The following is a 19,935-nucleotide window of genomic DNA, read 5'->3' as shown; positions in this document are numbered from 1 at the left end:
GGACATGACATGAATCGCATCAAACGCTTCTTCGGCAACCTCGGCGTGATCCTGTTGCTGATCGCAGGCCTGGTGGCCTGGATGATGCTGCCGTGGACCGGCGTGCTCGCCATCGCCGTCATCGTTGCGCTATGGCTCGCCTTTACCCGCAGCGGCCGCCTCGCCCTTACCGCCACGCGTATCGGCATTGCTGGATTGCCGCAACGCTGGGGCGCCTCGTCGGTGATCGTGATCGGCATCGCCGGCGTGGTCGGTGTATTGGTCGCGATGCTGGCGATGGGTGAAGGCTTCAAGGCCACGCTCGACAGCACCGGTGGCGACGACACCGCGATCATCCTGCGCGGCGGTTCGCAGGCGGAAACCAATTCGGTGATCACCCGCGACCAGGCACCGCTGATTTCGGCGCTCGCCGGCATCGCGCGCGGCGAAGACGGACGCCCGGTGATCTCGCCCGAACTGTCGCAGGTGGTGAACCTGCCGAGCATGGCCGACGGCACCGATTCGAACGTGCAATTCCGCGGTGTCGGTCCCGCGGCGTGGGCGCTGAGACCCAATCTCAAGATCGTCGAAGGCCGCAAGTTCGGCGCTGGCCTGCGCGAGATCGTCGTTGGACGCGGTGCGCAACGGCAGTTCCGCGGGCTCGAGGTCGGCAGGCAGCTCAAGCTCGCCAGCCAGATGTGGACCGTGGTCGGTGTGTTCGAATCCGGCGATTCGCATGATTCGGAACTGTGGGCCGATGTCGACGTGCTCGGTCCTGCCTACCAACGGCAGGCCTACCAGTCGGTGACGGTGAAGCTCGACGGCAAGGACGGCTTCAAGCGCCTGAAGGCGGCGCTCGCCGCCGATCCGCGGCTAAAGCTCGATGTGTCGACCACGCACGACTACTACGCCAAGCAGTCCGAAGGCCTGACGAAGCTGATCAAGGCATTGGGTTCGATCATCGGCGCGATCATGGCGATCGGCGCAGTATTCGGCGCACTCAACTCGATGTACGCCGCCGTCGCCGGACGCGCGCGCGAAATCGCGACGATGCGCGCGATCGGGTTCCGCGGCCTGCCGGTGGTGACCGCGGTGATGCTGGAGACCATGCTGCTCGCGCTGGTCGGTGGCGCGCTTGGTGCATTGCTCGCGTGGCTGATGTTCAACGGCCACACCGTGTCGACGCTGGGCAACAACTTCAGCCAGGTCGTGTTCCAGTTCCGCGTTTCGCCCGCGCTGTTGTGGACGGGATTGAAGTGGGCGCTGGGCATCGGCCTGGTCGGCGGGCTGTTTCCCGCACTGCGTGCTGCACGCCTGCCGGTGACCGAGGCGTTGCGCGCGGCGTAAGCAGGTGTTGTTCGCGCATAGCAGAACGGGCGGAAAACCGCCCGTTTTGTTTTTTGTCGGGAATACCTATGCGGCCGACAACGCCGCCTGGCGCCGCGCGCGCCACACGCTCTCGCTGGCGAAGATCGCCAGTCCGACCCAGATGAAGACGAATCCGACCAGCCGCTGCTGGTCGAACGCTTCATGGAACACGAACACGCCGGTGAGGAACTGCAGCGTCGGCGCGATGTACTGCAGCAGGCCGACCACGGAAAGCGGCACGCGTCGCACGGCGAAGGCGAAGCCGATCAGCGGCAATGCGGTGAGCGCGCCGCCGAAGATCAACAGCGCATCCGCCCCCGCGCCCCACGCATCCACTCCGTTCAGGGGCAGGAATCCGCCCTGCCCGTGCAGCTCGCCCCACGCGACCACGGCAATTGCCGGCAGGAAGAGGTACACGCTTTCGACACCGAGACCTGCGACTGCATCGATGGCGAGCAGCTTGCGCAGCAGTCCGTACAACGCGAACGACAGCGCCAGGCAGATCGCGATCCACGGCGGCTGGCCGAACTGCACCGTGAGCCACGCCACACCCGCCGCCGCAAACGCAACCGCGAGCCACTTCACCCGGCTCAGGCGCTCGTGCAGGAAGACGACGCCGAGCACCACGTTCAACAGCGGATTGATGAAGTAGCCCAGGCTGCTTTCGACCACGTGGCCGGCATTCACCGCCCAGATGTACAGGCTCCAGTTGAAGCCGATCAGCGCGCCGCTCAACGCGAGCATCCACGCCGCGCGCGGGCGCGCGAGGGCCGCACGCAGCCAGCCGCGGCCGTTCTTCCACAGCAGCCATGCGACGACGAGCAGCGTGCTCCACACCACGCGGTGGGCGACGATCTGCAGCGACGGCACTGTCTTCAGCAGATGCCAGTACAACGGCATCAAGCCCCACAGCACGAACGAGGCGATCGCGACCCACAGGCCACGACGCTCGGCGGACGGCATCGGATTCATGCCTGCGATTCCTTCGCCGGCGCGGGCTTGTTCGAAGCACGCGCCTTGGCCAGGGTGATGGCCACGACGCCGGCGAGGATCACGGCCATCGCCGCGATATCGGTAGTGCTGAAGTGCTCGCCGGCCAGCCAGCCACCGAGCATCACCGCGATCGCGGGATTGACGTAGGCGTAGCTGCCGGCAAGCGCCGGGCGCACGTGGTGCAACAGCCAGATATAGGCGGAGAAGCCGATGATGGATCCGAACACGATCAGGTAGGCGACGGCGGCCAGGCCCTTGGTCGTCGGCCAGGTTTCGAAGCGTTCGCCCAGCGCGAAGCCGACGGCCAGCATCAGCACGCCGCCGCACAGCATCTGCGCCGCAGCGGTCATGAAAGGCGATGGCAGATCGCGCCCACGGCTCCAGATCGAACCGAACGACCACGCCACCGCCGCGATCAGTAACGCCACCAGTCCCATCGGCTGCCCCCCAAGCGTGCCGCCCGCGTTGAGCCAGAGCACGCCGACGAAACCGATCGCCAAGCCAATCCACTCGAGCCGGTTGGGATGCTGGCCGCGCATCATCGCGAACAATCCCATCCACAGCGGCGCGGAAGCCACGGCCACCGCCGCCAGTCCGGACGACACCCACTGCTGCGCGATCGTCACCAGGCCGTTGCCCAGGCCGAGCAGCAACGCACCCATCACCGCGGCGTTGCGCCATTGCGTGCGCGTGGGCGCGCCTTCTCCGCGCAGGCGCAGCACGACGAACATCAGCCCGCCGGCAATGACGAAGCGCGAGCCCGCCATCAGCAGCGGCGGCAGTCCGCCTTCCAGCGCGAACCGGATCGCCAGGTAAGTAGAACCCCAGATGAGGTACACCGCGGCCAGGGCCAGCGCCACGGCCAGCGCAGGTATTTCACGGGAAGCGGAGGGCGCGACGGCATTCATGGGAGGACAACCTGGAAGGATGGGAGACGTTGGTAGTTCATGGCGACGATCGCGCGGCTTCGATCTTGCCCAGCAACCATTGGAGTCCGGCGAGATGCTGCTGGTCATGGCTGCACAGGTAATGCATCAGGCCGCGCACGGTGACCGGACCATAGCCGTCGAACGCCGCAGTGCGCGCGAAATCATGCGGCTGCAGCGACGACAGCAGTTCCACCGTGCGTGCGCGTGCGTTGCGGAAGTCGGCCAATGCGGCTCGTGCGTCGGTCGCTTCGGCATAACCGCGCTCGCGCGCCAGCGCGTAGCTGTCGATGTCGGCGAGCAGCGCATTGTCCTCGTGCAGGCTGCGGTGGAAGCGGACGTGGTAGCCCTCGGTCTCGATGTCGCGGACATGCAGCACCTGTTCGATGGCGGTGAAGCGTTCGCTCGGCACGCCGTCCCACGACGCCGGCATCCAGTGTTCGTAGCCTGCAGGCACGGCGGCGTAATGCGCTTCCAGCTGCTGCGGGAAGTTGGCGAGTGCCTGGAAGGTTGCTTCGTTCATCGCCTTCTCCATCAGGCCAGGCGGCGTGGTTCGAGCACCATGTGCACGGCCAGTCCGCCAAGCACGGTGCCCATCAGGTAGCGCTGCGCCACGAGCCACGCCGGCTTGCGCGCGAACCAGGCGGCGAGGCCGGCGGCCGACAACGCGATCAGCAGATTGAAGGTGAAGCTGATCGCGATTTGCAGGGTACCCAGCAGAACACTCTGTACGAACACGGAGCCGCGGTGCGGATCGACGAACTGCGGCAGGATCGAGAGATAGAGCACTGCGGCCTTCGGATTCAGCAGGCAGGTCAGAAAGCCCATGCGGAACAGCTTCGCCGGTGAATCCGGCGGCAGCAGCGCCGGTTGCAGTGGCGACCGCGCGCCCGGCTTCACCGCCTGCCATGCGAGATACAGCAGGTACGCGGCGCCGGCGATCTTCAGCGCGTCGTACGCCAGCGGCACCGCCACGAACAAGGCGGTGAGGCCGGCCGCCGCCGCGGTCATGTGCACCAGGAACGCGCACACCACGCCGAGCAGCGACACCACGCCCGCGCGCGGGCCCTGGCTGACCGAACGCGAGACCAGGTAGATCATGTTCGGCCCGGGCGTCAGCACCATCACCAACGCGGTGGCGGCGAACAACAGCAGTTGCTCGATCGGGATCATGGGTGGCAGGCCAACGTGGGATGCGAACCAGCGTATCGGCCCGGCAAGCATCGCGTTTGAAAATACGTGCGCCATGGCGCAATATTTTTGCGTGGCCACTGCGCTCGCCCTCGACGAATTCGACCATCGCCTGCTCGATCTCCTGCAGCGCGACGCCGCGACCACGCTGACCGCGTTGGGGGAAGCCGTCGGCCTGTCGGCCAGCGCCGTGCAGCGACGGATCAAGCGCTACCGCGAAAGTGGATTGATGCGCACCGTCGCAGTGCTCAATCCCTCGCAGCTGGGCAACGTCACCCTCGCCACCGTGCTGGTCGCGCTGGAACGCGAATCCGCGCGCCACCATGTCGCGCTGCACGCGCGGCTGCGCGCGGCGCCCGAAGTGCAGCAGTGCTACGTGTTGGCCGGTGAATGGGATTACCTGGTCATCCTCGCTACCACGGGCCTCGCCCACACGCGCGAAGTCGCCGAGCGGCTGTTCGGTGGCGACGACAACCTCAAGCGCTATGAGACGCGGATGGTGTTCGAGCCGGTGAAGCAGGGGCTTGCCTTGCCTACCAGGCCACCGGGGCGACGCAAGCGCTAGTGGCTTCCAAATCGTTTCGTAGCGCCGCGCCTGCGCGGTGCGGGGCTCCTGCACGTTTGCACCGCGCGGGGCAACGCTACCGCGTTCGCCTCTGTTACTGCGGCATCGGCAAGCACTCCATGATCTCGACGCCATCGCCCGGGAAGATCGTGAAATGCGGGTGGCCTTCAAACAGGCGCGCCGCCGCTTCCTGCGACGCGGCCTGCACCACTGTGTAAGCCGCGAGGTTATTGCGCGCATCGCCGATGCCGTCCTTCGTGACGCGCTTGGTCTTGCCCAACGGAGCGCCGTTGTCGACGATCGCTTGGGCGTTGTCCTCAACCCAGCGCTTCCACGCCTGCATGCCCTCGGCTTCGCGCCGCTGGCGTTCGGTTGCATCCAGTGCCTGCCATCCGGCCATTGCGTCGGGACTGCCGGTAAAAACGGCCATGTACTTCTTCATCGGGTGTCTCCTTGTGTTTGAAGCAGATGCGCGGCGGATTGCGCGCTTCTATCTTCAAGACGAACCAGGGAGCTGGAAATCGACATCGGTGGGCGATTCATTCGCGGGTCGCCCCGACGCAGCTCAAGCCGCGCGTTCACGCTGCAGCACCTGCTGCTTTAGCGGCAGGCCCCAGCGGTAACCGCCGAGCGAACCATCGCCGCGCACGACGCGATGGCACGGCACCACGATCGCGACCCGGTTGTGCGCGCAGGCGCTCGCCACGGCGCGTGCCGCACGAGGTGCGCCGAGCTGCGCGGCGATCTCCGCGTAACTGCGGGTTTCACCTGCGGGAATCCGCATCAACGCATCCCACACCTTCCTCTGGAACGCTGTGCCGAGCAGGTCGATATCGACCTGCGACTGCCGGCCCGCCAGTGCTTCGGCAACGGCATGCAGACGCGGCGCGAGGAACTCGTCGCGGCCGGCGTCGACGCGTTCTAGCGTCGCGCGCGGAAATTCGTTGCGCAGCTTCGATTCCAGCGCCGTCGCATCGTCGCCGAGCTCGATCATGCAGATGCCGCGCTGCGTGGTCGCCACCAGCGCCGTGCCGAGCGCGGTGTCGAGCAGGCTCCAGCGGATCTGCTCGCCTTCGCCGCCGGCACGATAACGCGCGGGAGTCATGCCCAGCTTCGCCGCGCCCTGTTCGTACACACGCGAAGGCGAACCGTAACCGGCGTCGTACAGCGCGGCGCTGACGTCGCGGCCTTCCCGCAGGGCCGACTTCAACGTGCCGAGCTTGCGTTGTGCGAGGTACTCGGCCGGGCTGATGCCGAAGCGCGCGGTGAAACTGCGCTGCAGGTGCGACGGACTCAGCTTCACGATCGCCGCCAGCTCGCTGAGCGATGGCTCGCCCGCGTCGAGCAGCGCGCGTGCGCGCTCGAGCCTGTCATGCGATTCGTTGGCTGGCGTTGGAATTTTCTTGACCATGGCGTTCATGGCCCGAAGCGTAACGGGCACCCGAAGGTGCCCGCTATCCGATTCTTGTTCCCCAGGCTGCGCCTGGGAAACCCCAAAGTTTGCTGCGCAAACTTCGGGCCGCGCCACGCGCTGCCGCACCCCCATTCGCGCCTGCGGCGCGAGTCGCCCCCTGACTCAGGGGGCTGGGAAGGGCAGCCCGTGCATGCCATGCGCGATCAATCCGCCCAATGGCCCGGTGTCGCTGCCTGCGGCAACACCTGCGCGGACAGCTTCTTGTCGGCGTTGAGCAGTTGCACCGCGTCGGCGAGGATCGCGGCCGATTCACGCAGCAGTGCATCGGGACTCTGCTCGGCCAGCTTCTCGCGCGCGGCGTCCTTGGCGATGTCGCGTTCGCTCGAAGCCAGGCCGTCGTCGGTACGTTCTTCCGCCAGCGGATCAAGGGCCAGGCCCAGCGCCTTGCGTTCTTCCTGGCGCTGCTTGAATTTGGCTTCGTCGTGCGCGCGTTCGGCACGGCGTTCCGCTTCGTTCAAGGACACCGACTTCTTGGCGCGCTCCTCGCGGAACTCGGCGACGTCTTCACTCCACCACTGGAATTCCTTGTCCTTGGCGATGCGCGCGAGGTGCATCGACTGCAGCTTAGGCAGCAGCGGCGCGAAGTTGCCGTAGCGCGTGTGTTGCACGGCGGCAATACGGGTCCACGGCAGCGCGTTGTCGTAGGTGCTCTCACCGAACTCGGTCGCGTCCACCGACACCGGGAACGCGATGTCCGGCACCACGCCCTTGTTCTGCGTGCTGCCGCCGCTGACGCGGAAGAACTGCGCGATGGTCAGCTTCACCTGTCCGAAACGCGCGGTTTCGTTCGCCGGCCAGCGGTCGAGGTCAACCAGGTTCTGCACCGTGCCCTTGCCGAAGGTGGTTTCGCCGATGACGAGACCGCGGCCGTAGTCCTGGATCGCGCCGGCAAAGATTTCCGACGCCGAAGCCGAACCACGGTTGATCAGCACCGCGAGCGGGCCGTCCCAAGCGATGCCTGAATCCTCGTCGCCGTACACCTGCACGCGGCCGCCAGATTCGCGCTGTTGCACGACCGGGCCACGATCGATGAATAGGCCGGTGAGATCGATGGCTTCATCGAGGGAACCGCCGCCGTTGTTGCGCAGGTCAAGCACAACCCCTTCCACCTTCTCGCCGCGCAGCTTGGTCAGCAATTTCGCGACGTCGCGCGTGGCCGAAGCGTAGTCGCCATCGTTGCGGCGGCGGCCTTCGAAGTCCTGGTAGAAGCCAGGCAGCTTGATCACGCCGACGCGGCGCGCCGGTGCGCCGTTCACGCCGGGCAGGGTAATGATTTCCGACTTCGCCGCCTGGTCTTCCAGGCGCACCTTGTCGCGCACGAGCACGAGGCGCTTGGGCGCGCTGTCGAGACCGGCTTCGGCCGGAATCACGTCGAGGCGGACCTTGGTGCCCTTCGCGCCGCGGATCTTGGCGACGACATCATCGATGCGCCAGCCGATCACGTCTTCCATCAGTCCGCTATCGCCCTGGCCCACGGCGACGATGCGATCGCCGGGCTTGAGCTTCTGCGACTTGCCGGCGGGACCGCCGGGCACGATCTCGCGGATCGCAACCACGTCGTCCTGCTTCTGCAACACGGCACCGATGCCCTCGAGCGAGAGCGACATCGTCATGTTGAAGTTGTCGGCCGTGCGCGGGGTGAAGTAATCGGTGTGCGGATCGATCGCGTTGGCGTAGCTGTTGAGGAAGGTCTGGAACACATCCTCGCCCTTCAGCTCGGCCACGCCCTTGGCCATGTTGAGGTAACGCTTGTCGAGCGTCTTGCGGATGTCGTCAGGCTTTTTGCCGGCGAGCTTGAGGCGCAGCCAGTCGTTGCGCACGGTCTGCTTCCACAATGCATCGAGGGCGGCTTCATCGGCGACCCACGGCGCGTCCTCGCGGTCGTATTCGAAGCGGTCGCTGCCGGTAAAGTCGAAGATGTCCTGCTTGAGCAGGTTGCGCGCGTACGCGACGCGCGCGTCGAAGCGCTGGCGGTAGGTCGCGAACATCGCGTACGCCGGCGACAGATCGCCCGACTTGATGGCGTCGTCGAACTTCAGCTTGTACGCATCGAACTTCGCGATGTCCTGCGCGCTGAAGAACTGCTTGCCGCCGTCGAGCGATTCGAGATAGCGCTTGTACATGTCGGCCGACAGCGTGTCGTCGAGCGCACGCGGACGATAGGCATAACGGCTGTCCGACAGCAGGCCGTAGACGAGCTTGGCCGCGGTGGTCTGGTCGGTGGTCGGCGCGTTCGGCAGCGTCTTCGCATCGACCGACTTCAGCAGGGCCTTGTCGCTTTGCGGCGGCGTGGGCAGTTGCGCGGTCTTGTTGCCGTCTGCAGCGAGCAGTGCGACCGGAGCGGTGAGCAGGGAGGCGACCAGCAGTGTGGTGACGCGGGGAAGCATTTTCATCGCGGAGTCTTCGCGGACCGGCATGGCCCGAGGTCAAGGATGTCGCGGGATTCGACCGGTCCACAGTGCCGGAAGTTGCAGTCCCTGTCGACTGCGCGCAGCGCGCCAAAGCATCCCAATTAACGGCCTTTTCGCTTCATTGGCGAGGCCAGTGCGGGGAAGGTTCAGTTTGGTGACTGTCGCCTCACGAGCCGTCCGGAGATGGTGCGCGCCGCGGCGGCGCCACACGGATTTCATGAATCGGCGCGGCAACCGCAGGTATGCGGGTATGGAGGCGAATCAGGCTTCCGCGAAGCCCGCTTCGATCGCCGAGCGGTCGGCGTGATACGAGGAACGCACCAATGGGCCCGAGGCGACGTGGGTGAAGCCGAGTCCGTAGCCGTAGGTTTCCAGCTGCTTGAACTCGTCCGGCGTCCAGTAACGCATCACCGGATGGTGATGCGGGGACGGCTGCAGGTACTGGCCGATGGTGACCATGTCGACGTCGTGCGCGCGCAGGTCGCGCAGCGTGGCCTGCACCTGCTCCATGGTTTCGCCCAGCCCGAGCATGATGCCGCTCTTGCTCGCGACCTCCGGATGCTGCGCCTTGAACTTCTGCAGCAGGGTCAGCGACCACTGATAGTCGGCGCCGGGACGCACGTTGGTGTACAGGTCCGGCACGGTTTCGATGTTGTGGTTGAACACGTCCGGCGGATCGGCGCGGAAGATTTCCAGCGCGCGTTCCATGCGGCCCTTGCCGCGGAAGTCGGGTGTGAGCGTTTCGATCTTGGTCTTCGGGCTGTGCTCGCGGATCGCGCGGATGCAGTCGACGAAGTGCTGGGCACCACCGTCGCGCAGGTCGTCGCGGTCCACGCTGGTGACGACGACGTACTTCAGGCCCATGTCGGCGACGGTCGTCGCCAGGCTCAGCGGTTCATTCGGGTCCGGCGGCTTCGGGCGGCCATGGGCGACGTCGCAGAAGCTGCAGCGGCGCGTGCACACCTCGCCAAGGATCATGAAGGTCGCGGTGCCGTGGCTGAAGCACTCGTGGATGTTCGGGCAGCTGGCTTCCTCGCATACCGTGACCAGGCGGTTCTCGCGCAGCTTGGCCTTGAGGCGCGCCACCGAGTTGTCGCTGGGAATTCGCACACGGATCCACGACGGCTTGCGCAGCACTGGCGCCTCAGCGAACTGCACCGGCGAGCGGCTGATCTTGTCGCCGGCGACCTGCTTCACCCCCGGCTGCAGCGACGCGGGCGCGTTGGCGTTCACCACCGCGAGCGGAATGGTCTTGGAGGCAGGCTCGGTCATGGCGTGGGGTCGCAGGGAATCGGGATCAGGCAGTGAAAGCGGGCAGCTGCGGAGCGGCGGATTCGACGTCAAATCCGAACAGGCGGGCCACATGCGCAACCAGCACCGGCTTGACCGCGTCCAGGCTGGACGGGCCGCCCAAGTCTAGCATCGAGGTCACTTCGAGCCCCTGGTAACCACAGGGATTGATGCGGCGGAACGGCTCCAGGTCCATCGCGATGTTGAAGGCGAGTCCATGGAAGGTGCAGCCGCGGCGCACGCGGATGCCGAGCGCGCCGATCTTCGCGTCGTTGACATAGACGCCCGGCGCGCCTTCGCGGCGCCGGGCGTGGATGTTCCAGTCGGCTAGCGTGTCGATCATCGCCTGCTCGATGCGGCAGACGTAGTCCTTCACGCCGACCTTCAACCGCTTCAGGTCGAGCAGCGGATACAGCACGATCTGCCCGGGACCGTGGTAGGTCACCTGGCCGCCGCGATCGACGTGCAGCACCGGGATGTCGCCGGGAAACAGCACGTGTTCGTCCTTGCCCGCCTGGCCGAGGGTGAAGACAGGATCGTGCTCGACCAGCCACAGCTCGTCGGGCATGTCGTCGGTGCGGGTGTCGGTGAAACGCTGCATCGCGCGCCACACCGGTTCATACGGCTGGSGGCCGAGATCGCGGACCAGGGCGCACGCCGCCGCAGCGGTTTCACGCGGCGCCTGGGGCTCGCTGCACGCAACGTCGGCTAGAGCGTCCACTTCACTTCCGGATGTTCGCGCAGGACTTCGTGCGCGCGGTCGTACTGCTCGCGATTCTCGGCGCGGAAGCTGATGCGAACGGAAACATAGCGTCCATTGGAGGAATGCTTCCACGTCACCGATTCGTGCACGACTTCGATGCCGGCATCGAGCAGCAGGGTCGGCAGCGTAGTTTCCAGATCCTTTTCCGCCGTGCCCATGGCCGACAACTCGAAGGTGCCCGGAAACTGGAAGCCGTGTTCGGGGTTTTCAGACTTGATTTCCATCGCCGGGAAATGGGGTCGGGGGCGGATAACCCAAGGGAGCGTAGGATGCCCCCAATCACGCCGAGGGACCAATCTCGTGGACGTCGCCGCACTGTTCTGGGGACTGCTGTTCAGTTCGATCGGCCTTGGCTACTTCATCTACGGCAAGCGCCAGCAGGCGCCCGTGCCGCTGGTGTGCGGGATCGTACTGATGGTCTTTCCCTACTTCGTTTCCGGCCCGTGGACGCTGGTACTGGTAGGCGGGGCGCTGATGGCGCTGCCGTACTTCGTGCGGTTGTAGCGCTTGATACCCCGCAATGAAAAGGGCTGCCGTGGCAACCCTTTTTGTTTCGCCGACACCTGCGCGGCTCAGTTCCTCGACAACTCGAGCAAGGTCGACGATACCCAGCCCTTGTTGCCCAGCTCGTCCTCGACTTCCCACATCACGCCATTCTTGGTGCCGGTGGGATACAGCATCATTCCCACGTCGAGCGGACGCAATACTTTCCTGCCGTCGGCCGCAGCGAACAGGCGTGCCGGCTTGGTCACGGTCACCGCCTGCTGTGCATTGGCGGCGGAAGCATTTTCCGGCAGGCCACCGAGTTGGCTGACGATGTCGATATACGCCTGCAGGTACGCCATGGTGATCACCTGGCCGACTTCGGTATTCGCATAGCCGCCGACATTCGCACCACCCAGGCCGCTGCCGCCGAACAGGCCGCCACCCACGCCGAAACCGATGTCGGTCTTCTTCGCGCTGCCTTCGGACATCGCGACCTGTTCCGACGAGCGCACGTCGGTCACGGTGAGGACCACGTCCGCGGTCTTCTTCTTGAAGTTCACCGCGCCGCCCAGTGCCGCGCCGCGGCTGCCTCCGAGCAGTCCACCCACCAGCGCGCCGACGCCACTGCCACCGGCATTGCTGTTCTGCGAGATCAGGTCCGGAACCATCACGTAGTCGGCGGCCTTGACCTGGCCCTTGCCGATGTTGGAGCGACCGCGCAGTTCGCCACTGGAAGCCAGGTCGCGTTCGCGCATCGCCGCGTCCATGCCGGCGCCACGATCAACGAGGGTGAAGCACTTCGACTTGTTGACGAAGACCTTGATCAGCTTCGACGGCGCCGGCAGCTGCTGGCCGCTCCACCAGTTGGTCGAATCCTCGGGCTCGAGCACCGAGATCGTGCCCAGCTTCTTCACGCAGACCGGGATCTGCTGCATCTGTTCCTTGCGCAGGTCCTGTGCGCTCTGGCGTTGCGCGATCGCGGGCGAGGCCGCCAGTAGCAGCGCGAGGCCCGACAGGCAGGCGCGCTGCAGTGCGCGATGGGTGATGCCGTTGTTCATTTCGATGTCCACTCGTTGATTGCCAGCCACGAACGCCGCAAGCGTTCTCCAGAAACGCAATGGCCGGCTGCGCTAGCGGCGCGAGCCGGCCACGGCTTCAAGCTGGCAATACGCGAATTCCGTCGACTACAGGACAGATTCGCGCGGAAGGACTCAGTCGGATTCCCACCACATCCAGAACTCGTCCCACAGGCGCTTGAAGAAACCGCCCTCTTCCACCGCATTGATCGCGACGAGCGGACGCTGCGCGATCACCTTGCCATCAAGCGAGACCTTCACCGTACCGATCTTCTGGCCCTTCTTGATCGGCGCGACCAGGCTCTTGGGCACGTCCATCGACGGCTTCAGCTGCGCGTAGCGGCCGCGCGGCACGGTGACCAGCATCGGCTCGGCCACGCCGAGGTTCACCTCGGCAGCCTCGCCCTTCCATACCTTCTGCTTGGCGATCGCCTTGCCGGCGTCGTAGAGCTTGTGGGTTTCGAAGAAGCGGAAGCCCCAGTTGAGCAGCGCGAGCGAATCGGTGGCGCGCTGCGCCTCGGACGTCGAACCCATCACCACGCTGATCAGGCGCTGGTCGCCGCGCAGCGCGGAGGCCATCAGGCAGTAGCCCGCGCCCGAATGGTGACCGGTCTTGATGCCGTCGACGGTGGGATCGCGCCACAGCAGCAGGTTGCGGTTGGGCTGGGTGATCGGGCCGACCGTGAATTCCTTGATCTTGTTGTAGGCATAGGTCTGCGGGTAATCGCGGATGAAGGCGCGGCCCAGCAGCGCGAGGTCGCGCGCGGTCGAGAAGTGGCCCTGTTCCGAGAGGCCGGTCGCATTGAGGAAGTGCGAGTTCTTCATCCCGATGCGAGTGGCATAGGCGTTCATCAGCGAAGCGAAGGCGTCTTCGCTGCCGGCGACATGCTCGGCCAGCGCGATCGCGGCATCGTTGCCGGATTGCACCGCCATGCCCTTTTCCATCTGCTCCAGCGACACGGTCTTGTTTACCTCGAAGCCGCTATAGCTGCCATCGGTGCCGGCGCCGCCCTTGCGCCAGGCGTTCTCGCTCATCATCACCTGGTCGGTGGCCTTGACCTTGCCGCCGGCGATTTCCGCGGCGATCACGTAGCTGGTCATGACCTTGGTGATGCTTGCCGGCTCAAGGCGCGTGTCGTAACCCTCGCCCGCAAGCACGTTGCCGCTGGCGTAGTCCATCAGCACCCACGAGGTGCCGGTTACTTTCGGCGGCGCGGGAACGGGCAACGCGTCACTGGCGGGCGGCTGCGCCGGCGTCGGCGCGGGTGTCTGCGCCGCGGCCAGGCCAAGCGCGGACGTGAGCAGGAAGGCGGTGGCGAGAGCGGAACGGAATTTCATTGCGGGAACTACTCCGGACGACCGGTGCGGTCGGTCTGTTTACTGCGTGGAGATGCAGGGATGGCGCGAAAACGCGGGAAATCGTAATGCAGCAGCAGGGTGGACTGCATGCCCGGGCGCACGCCGCAGCCTGTGCACGGGCCTTGGAACGAACTGCGTGGCGATGCTACTCCCGCACGCGTTGCGGCGTACCGAAGCCCAGGCCGGAAATGCGGGTAGCGAGCTCCGGGGCGGCGTCGAGGGCCAGCGGACCCACGCGCAGGCGCCAGACCTTCTGGCCATTGGCGTCGCCATCGGTCAACGCAGCCGTGGCGATCCCGGCACCCTGCAGGATGGCGAGCGCGCGATCGGCGTTGGCACGCGCGGCAAAGGATGCGACCTGCAGGACCACGCGTTCGCCGGTCTTCACGATCTCGCGTGGCGGCGTGGGCAGCGCTGGTGTTTCAGGGGCTTGCAGCGGTACGGCGGAAGCGACTTCCCGCGCAACCGGCAGGGGCCTGCCGGGCTTGCCCGTGGCGATGCGCAACTGCCGCGACTTCATCCACGCATCGAATTCGGCAGCGGTCATCGCCTTGCCGTCCTGGCGCATGTCGAAGCGGTAATCGGTGGAAACCGCGGCGGTTGCGCTCGCACCGGGCTTGTCGGCCGCAGGCACGGAGGCCACCAGGCGATCCATCGGGCTTTGCGTGGCGCCGGTGGCTTTCGCCGACGCCGCGGACGATTGCGGCTTCGCATCGTCCTTGCGGCTCGCGTACACGGACTGCGTTTCGCCCGGCATGAGTGCGCGCACTTCGACGCGCGCAGTGCCCTGGCTGACATAGCCCAGCTTGGTCGCCGCCGCGTAACTGAGGTCGATCAGGCGGCCCGAATGGAACGGCCCGCGATCGTTGACGCGCACGATCACCGACTTGCCGTTGTCGAGGTTGGTCACTCGCGCGAAGCTCGGCAGCGGCAGCGTCTTGTGCGCCGCGCTGAAGGCGTACATGTCGTACACCTCGAGGTTCGACGTGCGGCGTCCATGGAACTTCTTGCCGTAGTACGAAGCGACGCCGGTTTCGACATAGCCCTTCGCATCGTCGAGCACTTCGTATTTCTTGCCGAGCACCGCGTAGGTCTTGCGATTGCCTACCGCCGAGCGCGGCTCGTTGGTGACTTCCGGCTCGGGAATCGCGTCGACGTCGGGAATCTCGTCGGGCACGCTGTCGCGCACGTGCGGCGCGTACAGGCCACCGGCGACGTAATCGCCGCGCTTGTTCGGATCTTCCTGCGCCGGTGCGTAGGGCGATTTCCTGCGGCCGGGCGTGGATGCGATGTCGGAGGCTTCCGCTTCGGCCCTGGCCGACGGTGGCGGTGCGGACTTCTTCGGAGCGCCGGCGCAGGCCACGAGGCCGAGCGTGACTACCGAAATGGCGAGCAGCCGCCTCATGTTCCCGGCTGTCCCAGAGCGGGCTCGGCGGGCGCAGCCAACGGTGCGGGGTTTTCCGCAGGCGCCGCGATCAACTGCGACAACTGGTGCACCGCGGTCGCGTAGCGGATCGAGTTGTTGTAACTCCAGATCGCGCGGAAGTTGCGGAATGTCAGCCAGTACTCGTCGGTTTCGCCATCGAGCTTGATCGGCGCCGCGGTGAGCCCAGGGAGCACCGGTTCCAGCGGCCGGTAACCGGCCTGCGCGAGGGTTTCCGGCGTGTGGATCGGCTCGCCGTTCGAGTCGACCAGCGGAATTGCCCCGGGCGTGTACGACGCGCGCACCATCACCGGTTGCCCGCGCTGCCAGCCGCCCTTCTTCACGAAGTAGTTGGCGACCGAGGCGAAAACGTCATCTAGATCGCTGAACAGATCGCGCGTGCCATCGCTGTCGCCATCGACCGAATACAGGCGATAGCTCGAAGGCATGAACTGCCCCCACCCCATCGCGCCGGCATAGCTGCCCTGCAACGTGGCGACGTCGAAGCCGGTTTCCTTGCCCATCTTCAGCAGCTGCGCGAGTTCGTCGCGGAAGAACGCTTCGCGCTGGTTCTCGCGCGCGATCTTGTCGGGCAGGTTGGTGCGCGGATAGTTGAAGGCGAGCGTGTACAGCGCATCGAGCACCGGCGTCTTGCCGGTGTTGCGACCCCACATGGTTTCGACGCCGAGGATCGCGACGATCACTTCGGCCGGCACGCCGTACTGCGCTTCGACGCGCGCGAGCTGCTCGCGATGCTCCGCGAGGAAGGCGCGGCCGCCATCGATGCGCTGCTGGGTGATGAAGATCGGGCGGTAATCGCGCCAGGGTTTGGTTTCCGCCGGACGCGACATCGCCGCGACAGTGCTCTCGCGGATCTGCGCATGCGCAAGCACCGATTCGATGTAGGCCTCGTCGAGGCCGTACTTCGTCGCCGTTTCGACCACGAATGCCCGGCGCACTTCCTCGCTCGGCGGACGCGGCATCGGCAGCGGCGTGGCGATCGCATCGGATGGCGTCATGCCCGGTGCGGTGGGCGTCGCCGTTTGCGTCGCAGGCGTGGATGCCGGCTTCGTTGCGGGAGGCGGCACCTGCGTGGCGCAACCGGCAAGCGCGAGTACGAGTGTAAGAACCGGCGCGGAGGTCAGTGCAGGCGGCACCGCCTTGAACCACGCGCGTGAAGGGTGCGGGCATCGGGTCATCGCGGCCGAGGGTAGCATGCGATTCCGCATCGAAAAACCTTTGTTTTCCCGATGGATGAACGCTGCGGTCAGCTTCGCCGATGTGAAGAAGCGAGGCGATCGTTCAAGGCGTCAGCGTGCGTGCACCGGCCGATGCGCGTGCACCGCCATCACCACTCCCAGGCCCGCGAGCAGCGACACCGCCGACGTGCCACCGTAGCTGAGCAACGGCATCGGCACGCCCACCACCGGCAACAGGCCAGCGATCATCCCGCCGTTGACGATCACGTACACGCAGAACGCGAGACCGAGCGCGCCGGCGACCAGCCGCGAATAACCCTCGCGCGCACCTGCAGCGATCCACAGGCAGCGGCCGATCACGAACAGGTACAGCAACAGCACCAGCGAGACGCCGAGCCAGCCGAACTCCTCGCTCAGCACCGCGAAGATGAAGTCGGTGGTGTGCTCGGGAATGTAGTTGAGGTGCGACTGCGAGCCTTCGCCCCAGCCCTTGCCGAAGAAACCGCCCGCGCCGATCGCGATCTTCGACTGGATGATGTTCCAGCCGGTGCCGAGAGGATCGGATTCGGGATTGAGGAAAGTGAGGATGCGGTCCTTCTGGTACGGCCGCAGCAGCCAGAACCACGCGACCGGCGCGACGGCCGCCACCGATGCGAACGCCGCGCCGAACCACCACCACGGCAGCCCCGCCAGGTACAGCACGAAGGCGCCACTGATGCCGACCAGCATCGCCGTGCCGAAGTCGGGCTGCAGCAGGATCAGTCCGGTCGGCACGCCGATGATCACCGCGGCGATCAACACGACATCGATGCGCGGCGGCAGCGGCCGGCGATTGAGGTACCAGGCCGCCATCATCGGCAGGCTCAGCTTCAGCAGTTCCGCCGGCTGGAAGTAGAAAAGACCGAGATTGATCCAGTGGTTGCCGTGCTTGCCCGCGCCGACGCCGGGAATCAGCACCGCGACCAGCGGCACCATCGACAGTCCGTAGATCCAGGGGGTCCAGTTGCGCAACTGTGTCGGCGGTATGCGCGAAAGCAGCCACATGAAACCCAGACCGACCGCGAAGCGCGCGCCCTGCGCGAACACGAGGCGCATCGATTCGTCGCCCGCGCTGTAGAGCACAGCCAGGCCGATCGCCATCAACGCGAGCAAGGCGCCGAGCAGAGGCAGGTCGAGCGTGCGCACGAAGCGCAGCAGCAGGTCGAAGAGCCAGCGCAGGATGATCCTCATCGCGTCGGCTCCGGCGCCTGCTCGATAGGCGGTTGCTGGCTGGTTGGGCGCTCGCGCTGCGGTTCGCGGCGCTCCACCGGCGATGCCTGCGCGGCAGATGGCGTTTGAATCGAACCCGGTGAGTGCACGCTGGCGGCAGCGTTCGCTGCCGTTGAATTCGTCCCGGAAACAGCAGGCATGGCCGTCGCGTCGGCGCGCACGGCGCCTGACGCGACCACACCCGCGATCGTTGGCATATGCGTGCCGCTCGAAGCCTCGGCGGTCGCAGGCAACGTCGGCACCGCCGACGGCGGCTCCCGTCCCGGCATCAACATCCCGCCCTGCGGCGACCGCGTCACGTCCTCCACCGGCTCGGGCATCTTGCCCAGCAGCCACGCGTCGAACACCTTGCGCGCGATCGGCGCCGCCGCGGTGCCGCCGAAACCGCCGTGTTCCACCGACACCGCGATCGCGATGGTCGGGTTCTCCGCAGGCGCGTAACCCACGAACAGCGCCTGGTGGCGCAGGTGGTACGGCAGGTTGTGCGGATCGACGCTGACGTTGCCTTTGCGGCTGATCTTCTGCGCGGTGCCGGTCTTGCCGGCCATCATGTAGGGCGCGCCGCGTGCCATCGCCGCGCCGGTGCCGCCGCCATGGATCGTCTCGATCATCCCTTCCTGCACCGCGCGCAGGTTGTTCGGGTTGTCGGTGATGCGCGCGGGCGTGGGTTGCGGCAGCGGCGTCCACGGACGGTCGTAGCCGTCGCGACGATCGTCGACCAGATGCAGCCGCTGCAGATAGCCGCCATTGGCGATCGCGCCGGTGCCGCGCACCAGCTGCAGCACCGTGGCGACCCAGTAACCCTGGCCAATCCCGGCGTTCACTGTCTCGCCCGGATACCAGCCTTCCTTCGAACGCTTACGCTTCCACTCGATCGACGGCACCACGCCGATGTTCTCGCCGGCGAGATCGATCCCCGTCTTCGCACCGAAGCCGTACTTGTACATGTACTGCGCGAAGCGCTCGATGCCCATCTCGTAGGCGAGCTTGTAGTAGTAGAAGTTGACCGAATGCGAGATCGACTTGCGCAGGTCGGTCCAGCCGGCGGCGCCGTGCGCGTCGCGCCAGCCGCGGCGCTGGCCGGGGATGTAGAACGTGCCGGTCGAAAACACCTTGGATTCGGGCGTGCGCAGGCCGCTGTCGAGGCCGGCGAGCGCGATCAGCGGCTTCACCGTCGAACCCGGCGGCCCACCACCGAGCACGTTGCGGTTGAACAGCGGCCGCGACGGGTTGTCCATCAGCGCGCGGTAATCGTTGTGCGTGATGCCGTTGACGAACAGATTCGTGTCGTACCCCGGCAGGCTCACCATCGCGAGGATCTCGCCGGTGCGCGGATCGATCGCTACCGCCGAACCGTCCATGTCGCCGAACGCGGTGACCATCGCCTGCTGCAGGTCGAGGTCGATACTCAGGCGCAGGTCGGCACCCGGCTGCGCGGGCACGCGACCCGCCGAATACATCGGTCGGCCATCGACATTGGTGACGATCTTCTCGTAGCCGACCTTGCCGCGCAGGTCCTGCTCGTAATAGCGCTCCAGGCCGGTCTTGCCGACGTGGCTGAGCGCGCTGTCGCTCTCGCTCATCGACTTCAGGTCGTTGACGTCGACGCGTCCGACATAGCCGATCACGTGCGAAAGCAGTTCGCCGTACAGATAACGGCGATTGAGGTACGACTGCAGCTCGATGCCGGGGAAGCGCCAGCGGTCGACCGCGAAGCGCGCGGCTTCTTCCTCGGTAAGCCGCAGCTTCAGCGTGACCGGCTTGTAACCGCGCGCGACGAAACGGTTCGCCTCGTAGCTGGCAATGTCCTCGGGCGAGAGCGACACCAGCTTCTGCAGTTCCGGCAGCCACTGCTTGCTGTCACCGGCTTCCTGCGGCGTGACGTCGAGGCGGTACGCCGGCACGTTGTCGGCGAGGATGCGGCCCTTGCGGTCGTAGATCAGCCCGCGTGCGGGCACCACCGGGCGCAGCTTGATGCGGTTCTCTTCCGAGCGAGTGACGTACTCGCTGTGCTGCCACACCTGCAGGCGGAAGTACCACAGCGCCAGGCCGCCGAGCGCGAACAGCACGCCGGCGAAGGCGAGGAACGCGCGGCGCCGGAACTGATCGGCCTCCAGCGCGGTGTTCTTCAGTACGCGGCGGCGTGGACGCAGGCTCATCTGT

General features: G+C 66.2%; 19 protein-coding genes. 3 read left to right on the top strand and 16 right to left on the bottom strand.

Going from position 1 to position 19,935, the window contains the following annotated elements; translation table 11 throughout:
• Positions 1–9 precede the first annotated feature (9 nt).
• On the top strand, positions 10–1,326 hold the full coding sequence (locus ASD14_RS02065; RefSeq protein ID WP_056128107.1) for an ABC transporter permease: 1,317 nt from the start codon (positions 10–12) through the stop codon (positions 1,324–1,326).
• A gap of 66 nt (positions 1,327–1,392) precedes the next feature.
• On the opposite strand, the gene rarD is transcribed toward ASD14_RS02065, so the two are convergent.
• Genes rarD through ASD14_RS02045 form a run of 4 tightly spaced genes read right to left on the bottom strand, consistent with a single transcriptional unit; the run spans position 1,393 to position 4,439 of the window.
• Positions 1,393–2,319, bottom strand: a complete 927-nt coding sequence (gene rarD / locus ASD14_RS02060) for an EamA family transporter RarD (RefSeq protein ID WP_056128104.1) — start codon at positions 2,317–2,319, stop codon at positions 1,393–1,395.
• Positions 2,316–3,248, bottom strand: coding sequence for a drug/metabolite exporter YedA (gene yedA / locus ASD14_RS02055; RefSeq protein WP_056128103.1), 933 nt, complete (start codon positions 3,246–3,248; stop codon positions 2,316–2,318). The genes rarD and yedA overlap by 4 nt, the downstream gene beginning before the upstream one ends.
• 37 nt (positions 3,249–3,285) lie before the next feature.
• Entirely contained in the window at positions 3,286–3,789 is a 504-nt protein-coding gene (locus tag ASD14_RS02050) for a DinB family protein (protein ID WP_056128892.1), read from the bottom strand.
• 11 nt (positions 3,790–3,800) lie between these two features.
• Positions 3,801–4,439, bottom strand: a complete 639-nt coding sequence (locus ASD14_RS02045) for a LysE family translocator (RefSeq protein WP_056128100.1) — start codon at positions 4,437–4,439, stop codon at positions 3,801–3,803.
• 73 nt (positions 4,440–4,512) lie between these two features.
• Between ASD14_RS02045 and ASD14_RS02040 the strand changes: the two genes are divergently transcribed.
• The gene (locus ASD14_RS02040) at positions 4,513–5,022 is read left to right on the top strand and encodes an Lrp/AsnC family transcriptional regulator (RefSeq protein ID WP_056128098.1); all 510 of its coding nucleotides are present in this window, start codon (positions 4,513–4,515) and stop codon (positions 5,020–5,022) included.
• A 94-nt stretch (positions 5,023–5,116) separates the two neighbouring features.
• Here ASD14_RS02040 and ASD14_RS02035 read toward each other — a convergent pair whose 3' ends face one another.
• The 6 genes from ASD14_RS02035 to ASD14_RS02010 all read right to left on the bottom strand — a co-directional run bounded on the left by ASD14_RS02035 (position 5,117) and on the right by ASD14_RS02010 (position 11,184).
• Positions 5,117–5,464: a hypothetical protein gene (locus tag ASD14_RS02035; RefSeq protein WP_056128095.1), complete on the bottom strand. Its 348-nt coding sequence runs from the start codon at positions 5,462–5,464 to the stop codon at positions 5,117–5,119.
• A gap of 123 nt (positions 5,465–5,587) precedes the next feature.
• Positions 5,588–6,442: a methylated-DNA--[protein]-cysteine S-methyltransferase gene (locus ASD14_RS02030; RefSeq protein ID WP_235565281.1), complete on the bottom strand. Its 855-nt coding sequence runs from the start codon at positions 6,440–6,442 to the stop codon at positions 5,588–5,590.
• A gap of 197 nt (positions 6,443–6,639) precedes the next feature.
• Complete coding sequence (locus ASD14_RS02025) at positions 6,640–8,883, bottom strand: carboxy terminal-processing peptidase (RefSeq protein WP_082538708.1); 2,244 nt, start codon at positions 8,881–8,883, stop codon at positions 6,640–6,642.
• 285 nt (positions 8,884–9,168) lie between these two features.
• The gene (gene lipA, locus ASD14_RS02020) at positions 9,169–10,179 is read right to left on the bottom strand and encodes a lipoyl synthase (protein WP_056128093.1); all 1,011 of its coding nucleotides are present in this window, start codon (positions 10,177–10,179) and stop codon (positions 9,169–9,171) included.
• Positions 10,180–10,204: 25 nt separating this feature from the next.
• A complete protein-coding gene (gene lipB / locus ASD14_RS02015) occupies positions 10,205–10,846 on the bottom strand; it encodes a lipoyl(octanoyl) transferase LipB (RefSeq protein ID WP_235565295.1) in 642 nt (213 codons plus the stop codon).
• A gap of 59 nt (positions 10,847–10,905) precedes the next feature.
• A complete protein-coding gene (locus ASD14_RS02010; RefSeq protein ID WP_056128089.1) occupies positions 10,906–11,184 on the bottom strand; it encodes a DUF493 family protein in 279 nt (92 codons plus the stop codon).
• Positions 11,185–11,260: 76 nt separating this feature from the next.
• On the opposite strand from ASD14_RS02010, the gene ASD14_RS02005 reads away from it, so the two are divergent.
• Entirely contained in the window at positions 11,261–11,464 is a 204-nt protein-coding gene (locus tag ASD14_RS02005) for a hypothetical protein (protein WP_056128086.1), read from the top strand.
• Positions 11,465–11,532: 68 nt separating this feature from the next.
• On the opposite strand, the gene ASD14_RS02000 is transcribed toward ASD14_RS02005, so the two are convergent.
• From ASD14_RS02000 to mrdA, 6 genes are all read right to left on the bottom strand, one after another.
• Entirely contained in the window at positions 11,533–12,504 is a 972-nt protein-coding gene (locus tag ASD14_RS02000; RefSeq protein WP_056128882.1) for a CsgG/HfaB family protein, read from the bottom strand.
• A 153-nt stretch (positions 12,505–12,657) separates the two neighbouring features.
• Positions 12,658–13,860: a D-alanyl-D-alanine carboxypeptidase family protein gene (locus tag ASD14_RS01995; RefSeq protein ID WP_056128085.1), complete on the bottom strand. Its 1,203-nt coding sequence runs from the start codon at positions 13,858–13,860 to the stop codon at positions 12,658–12,660.
• Between the two features lie 166 nt (positions 13,861–14,026).
• Positions 14,027–15,286 carry a septal ring lytic transglycosylase RlpA family protein gene (locus ASD14_RS01990; protein ID WP_056128083.1) on the bottom strand — a complete coding sequence of 420 codons (1,260 nt, stop codon included), beginning with the start codon at positions 15,284–15,286 and terminating at the stop codon, positions 14,027–14,029.
• Entirely contained in the window at positions 15,283–16,449 is a 1,167-nt protein-coding gene (gene mltB / locus ASD14_RS01985; RefSeq protein WP_343123452.1) for a lytic murein transglycosylase B, read from the bottom strand. The genes ASD14_RS01990 and mltB overlap by 4 nt, the downstream gene beginning before the upstream one ends.
• Before the next feature lie 165 nt (positions 16,450–16,614).
• Positions 16,615–17,733, bottom strand: a complete 1,119-nt coding sequence (gene rodA / locus ASD14_RS01980) for a rod shape-determining protein RodA (protein ID WP_056128081.1) — start codon at positions 17,731–17,733, stop codon at positions 16,615–16,617.
• Entirely contained in the window at positions 17,730–19,931 is a 2,202-nt protein-coding gene (gene mrdA, locus ASD14_RS01975) for a penicillin-binding protein 2 (RefSeq protein WP_056128078.1), read from the bottom strand. Before mrdA ends, rodA begins: the two co-directional genes overlap by 4 nt.
• Between the last annotated feature and the right edge of the window lie 4 nt (positions 19,932–19,935).

It is taken from the genome of Lysobacter sp. Root494 (genome assembly GCF_001427225.1).
Taxonomy (GTDB): Bacteria; Pseudomonadota; Gammaproteobacteria; order Xanthomonadales; family Xanthomonadaceae; genus Agrilutibacter.
The sequence above is the reverse complement of the archived record's forward strand: the minus strand, read 5'-3'. Positions and strand labels throughout refer to the sequence as shown.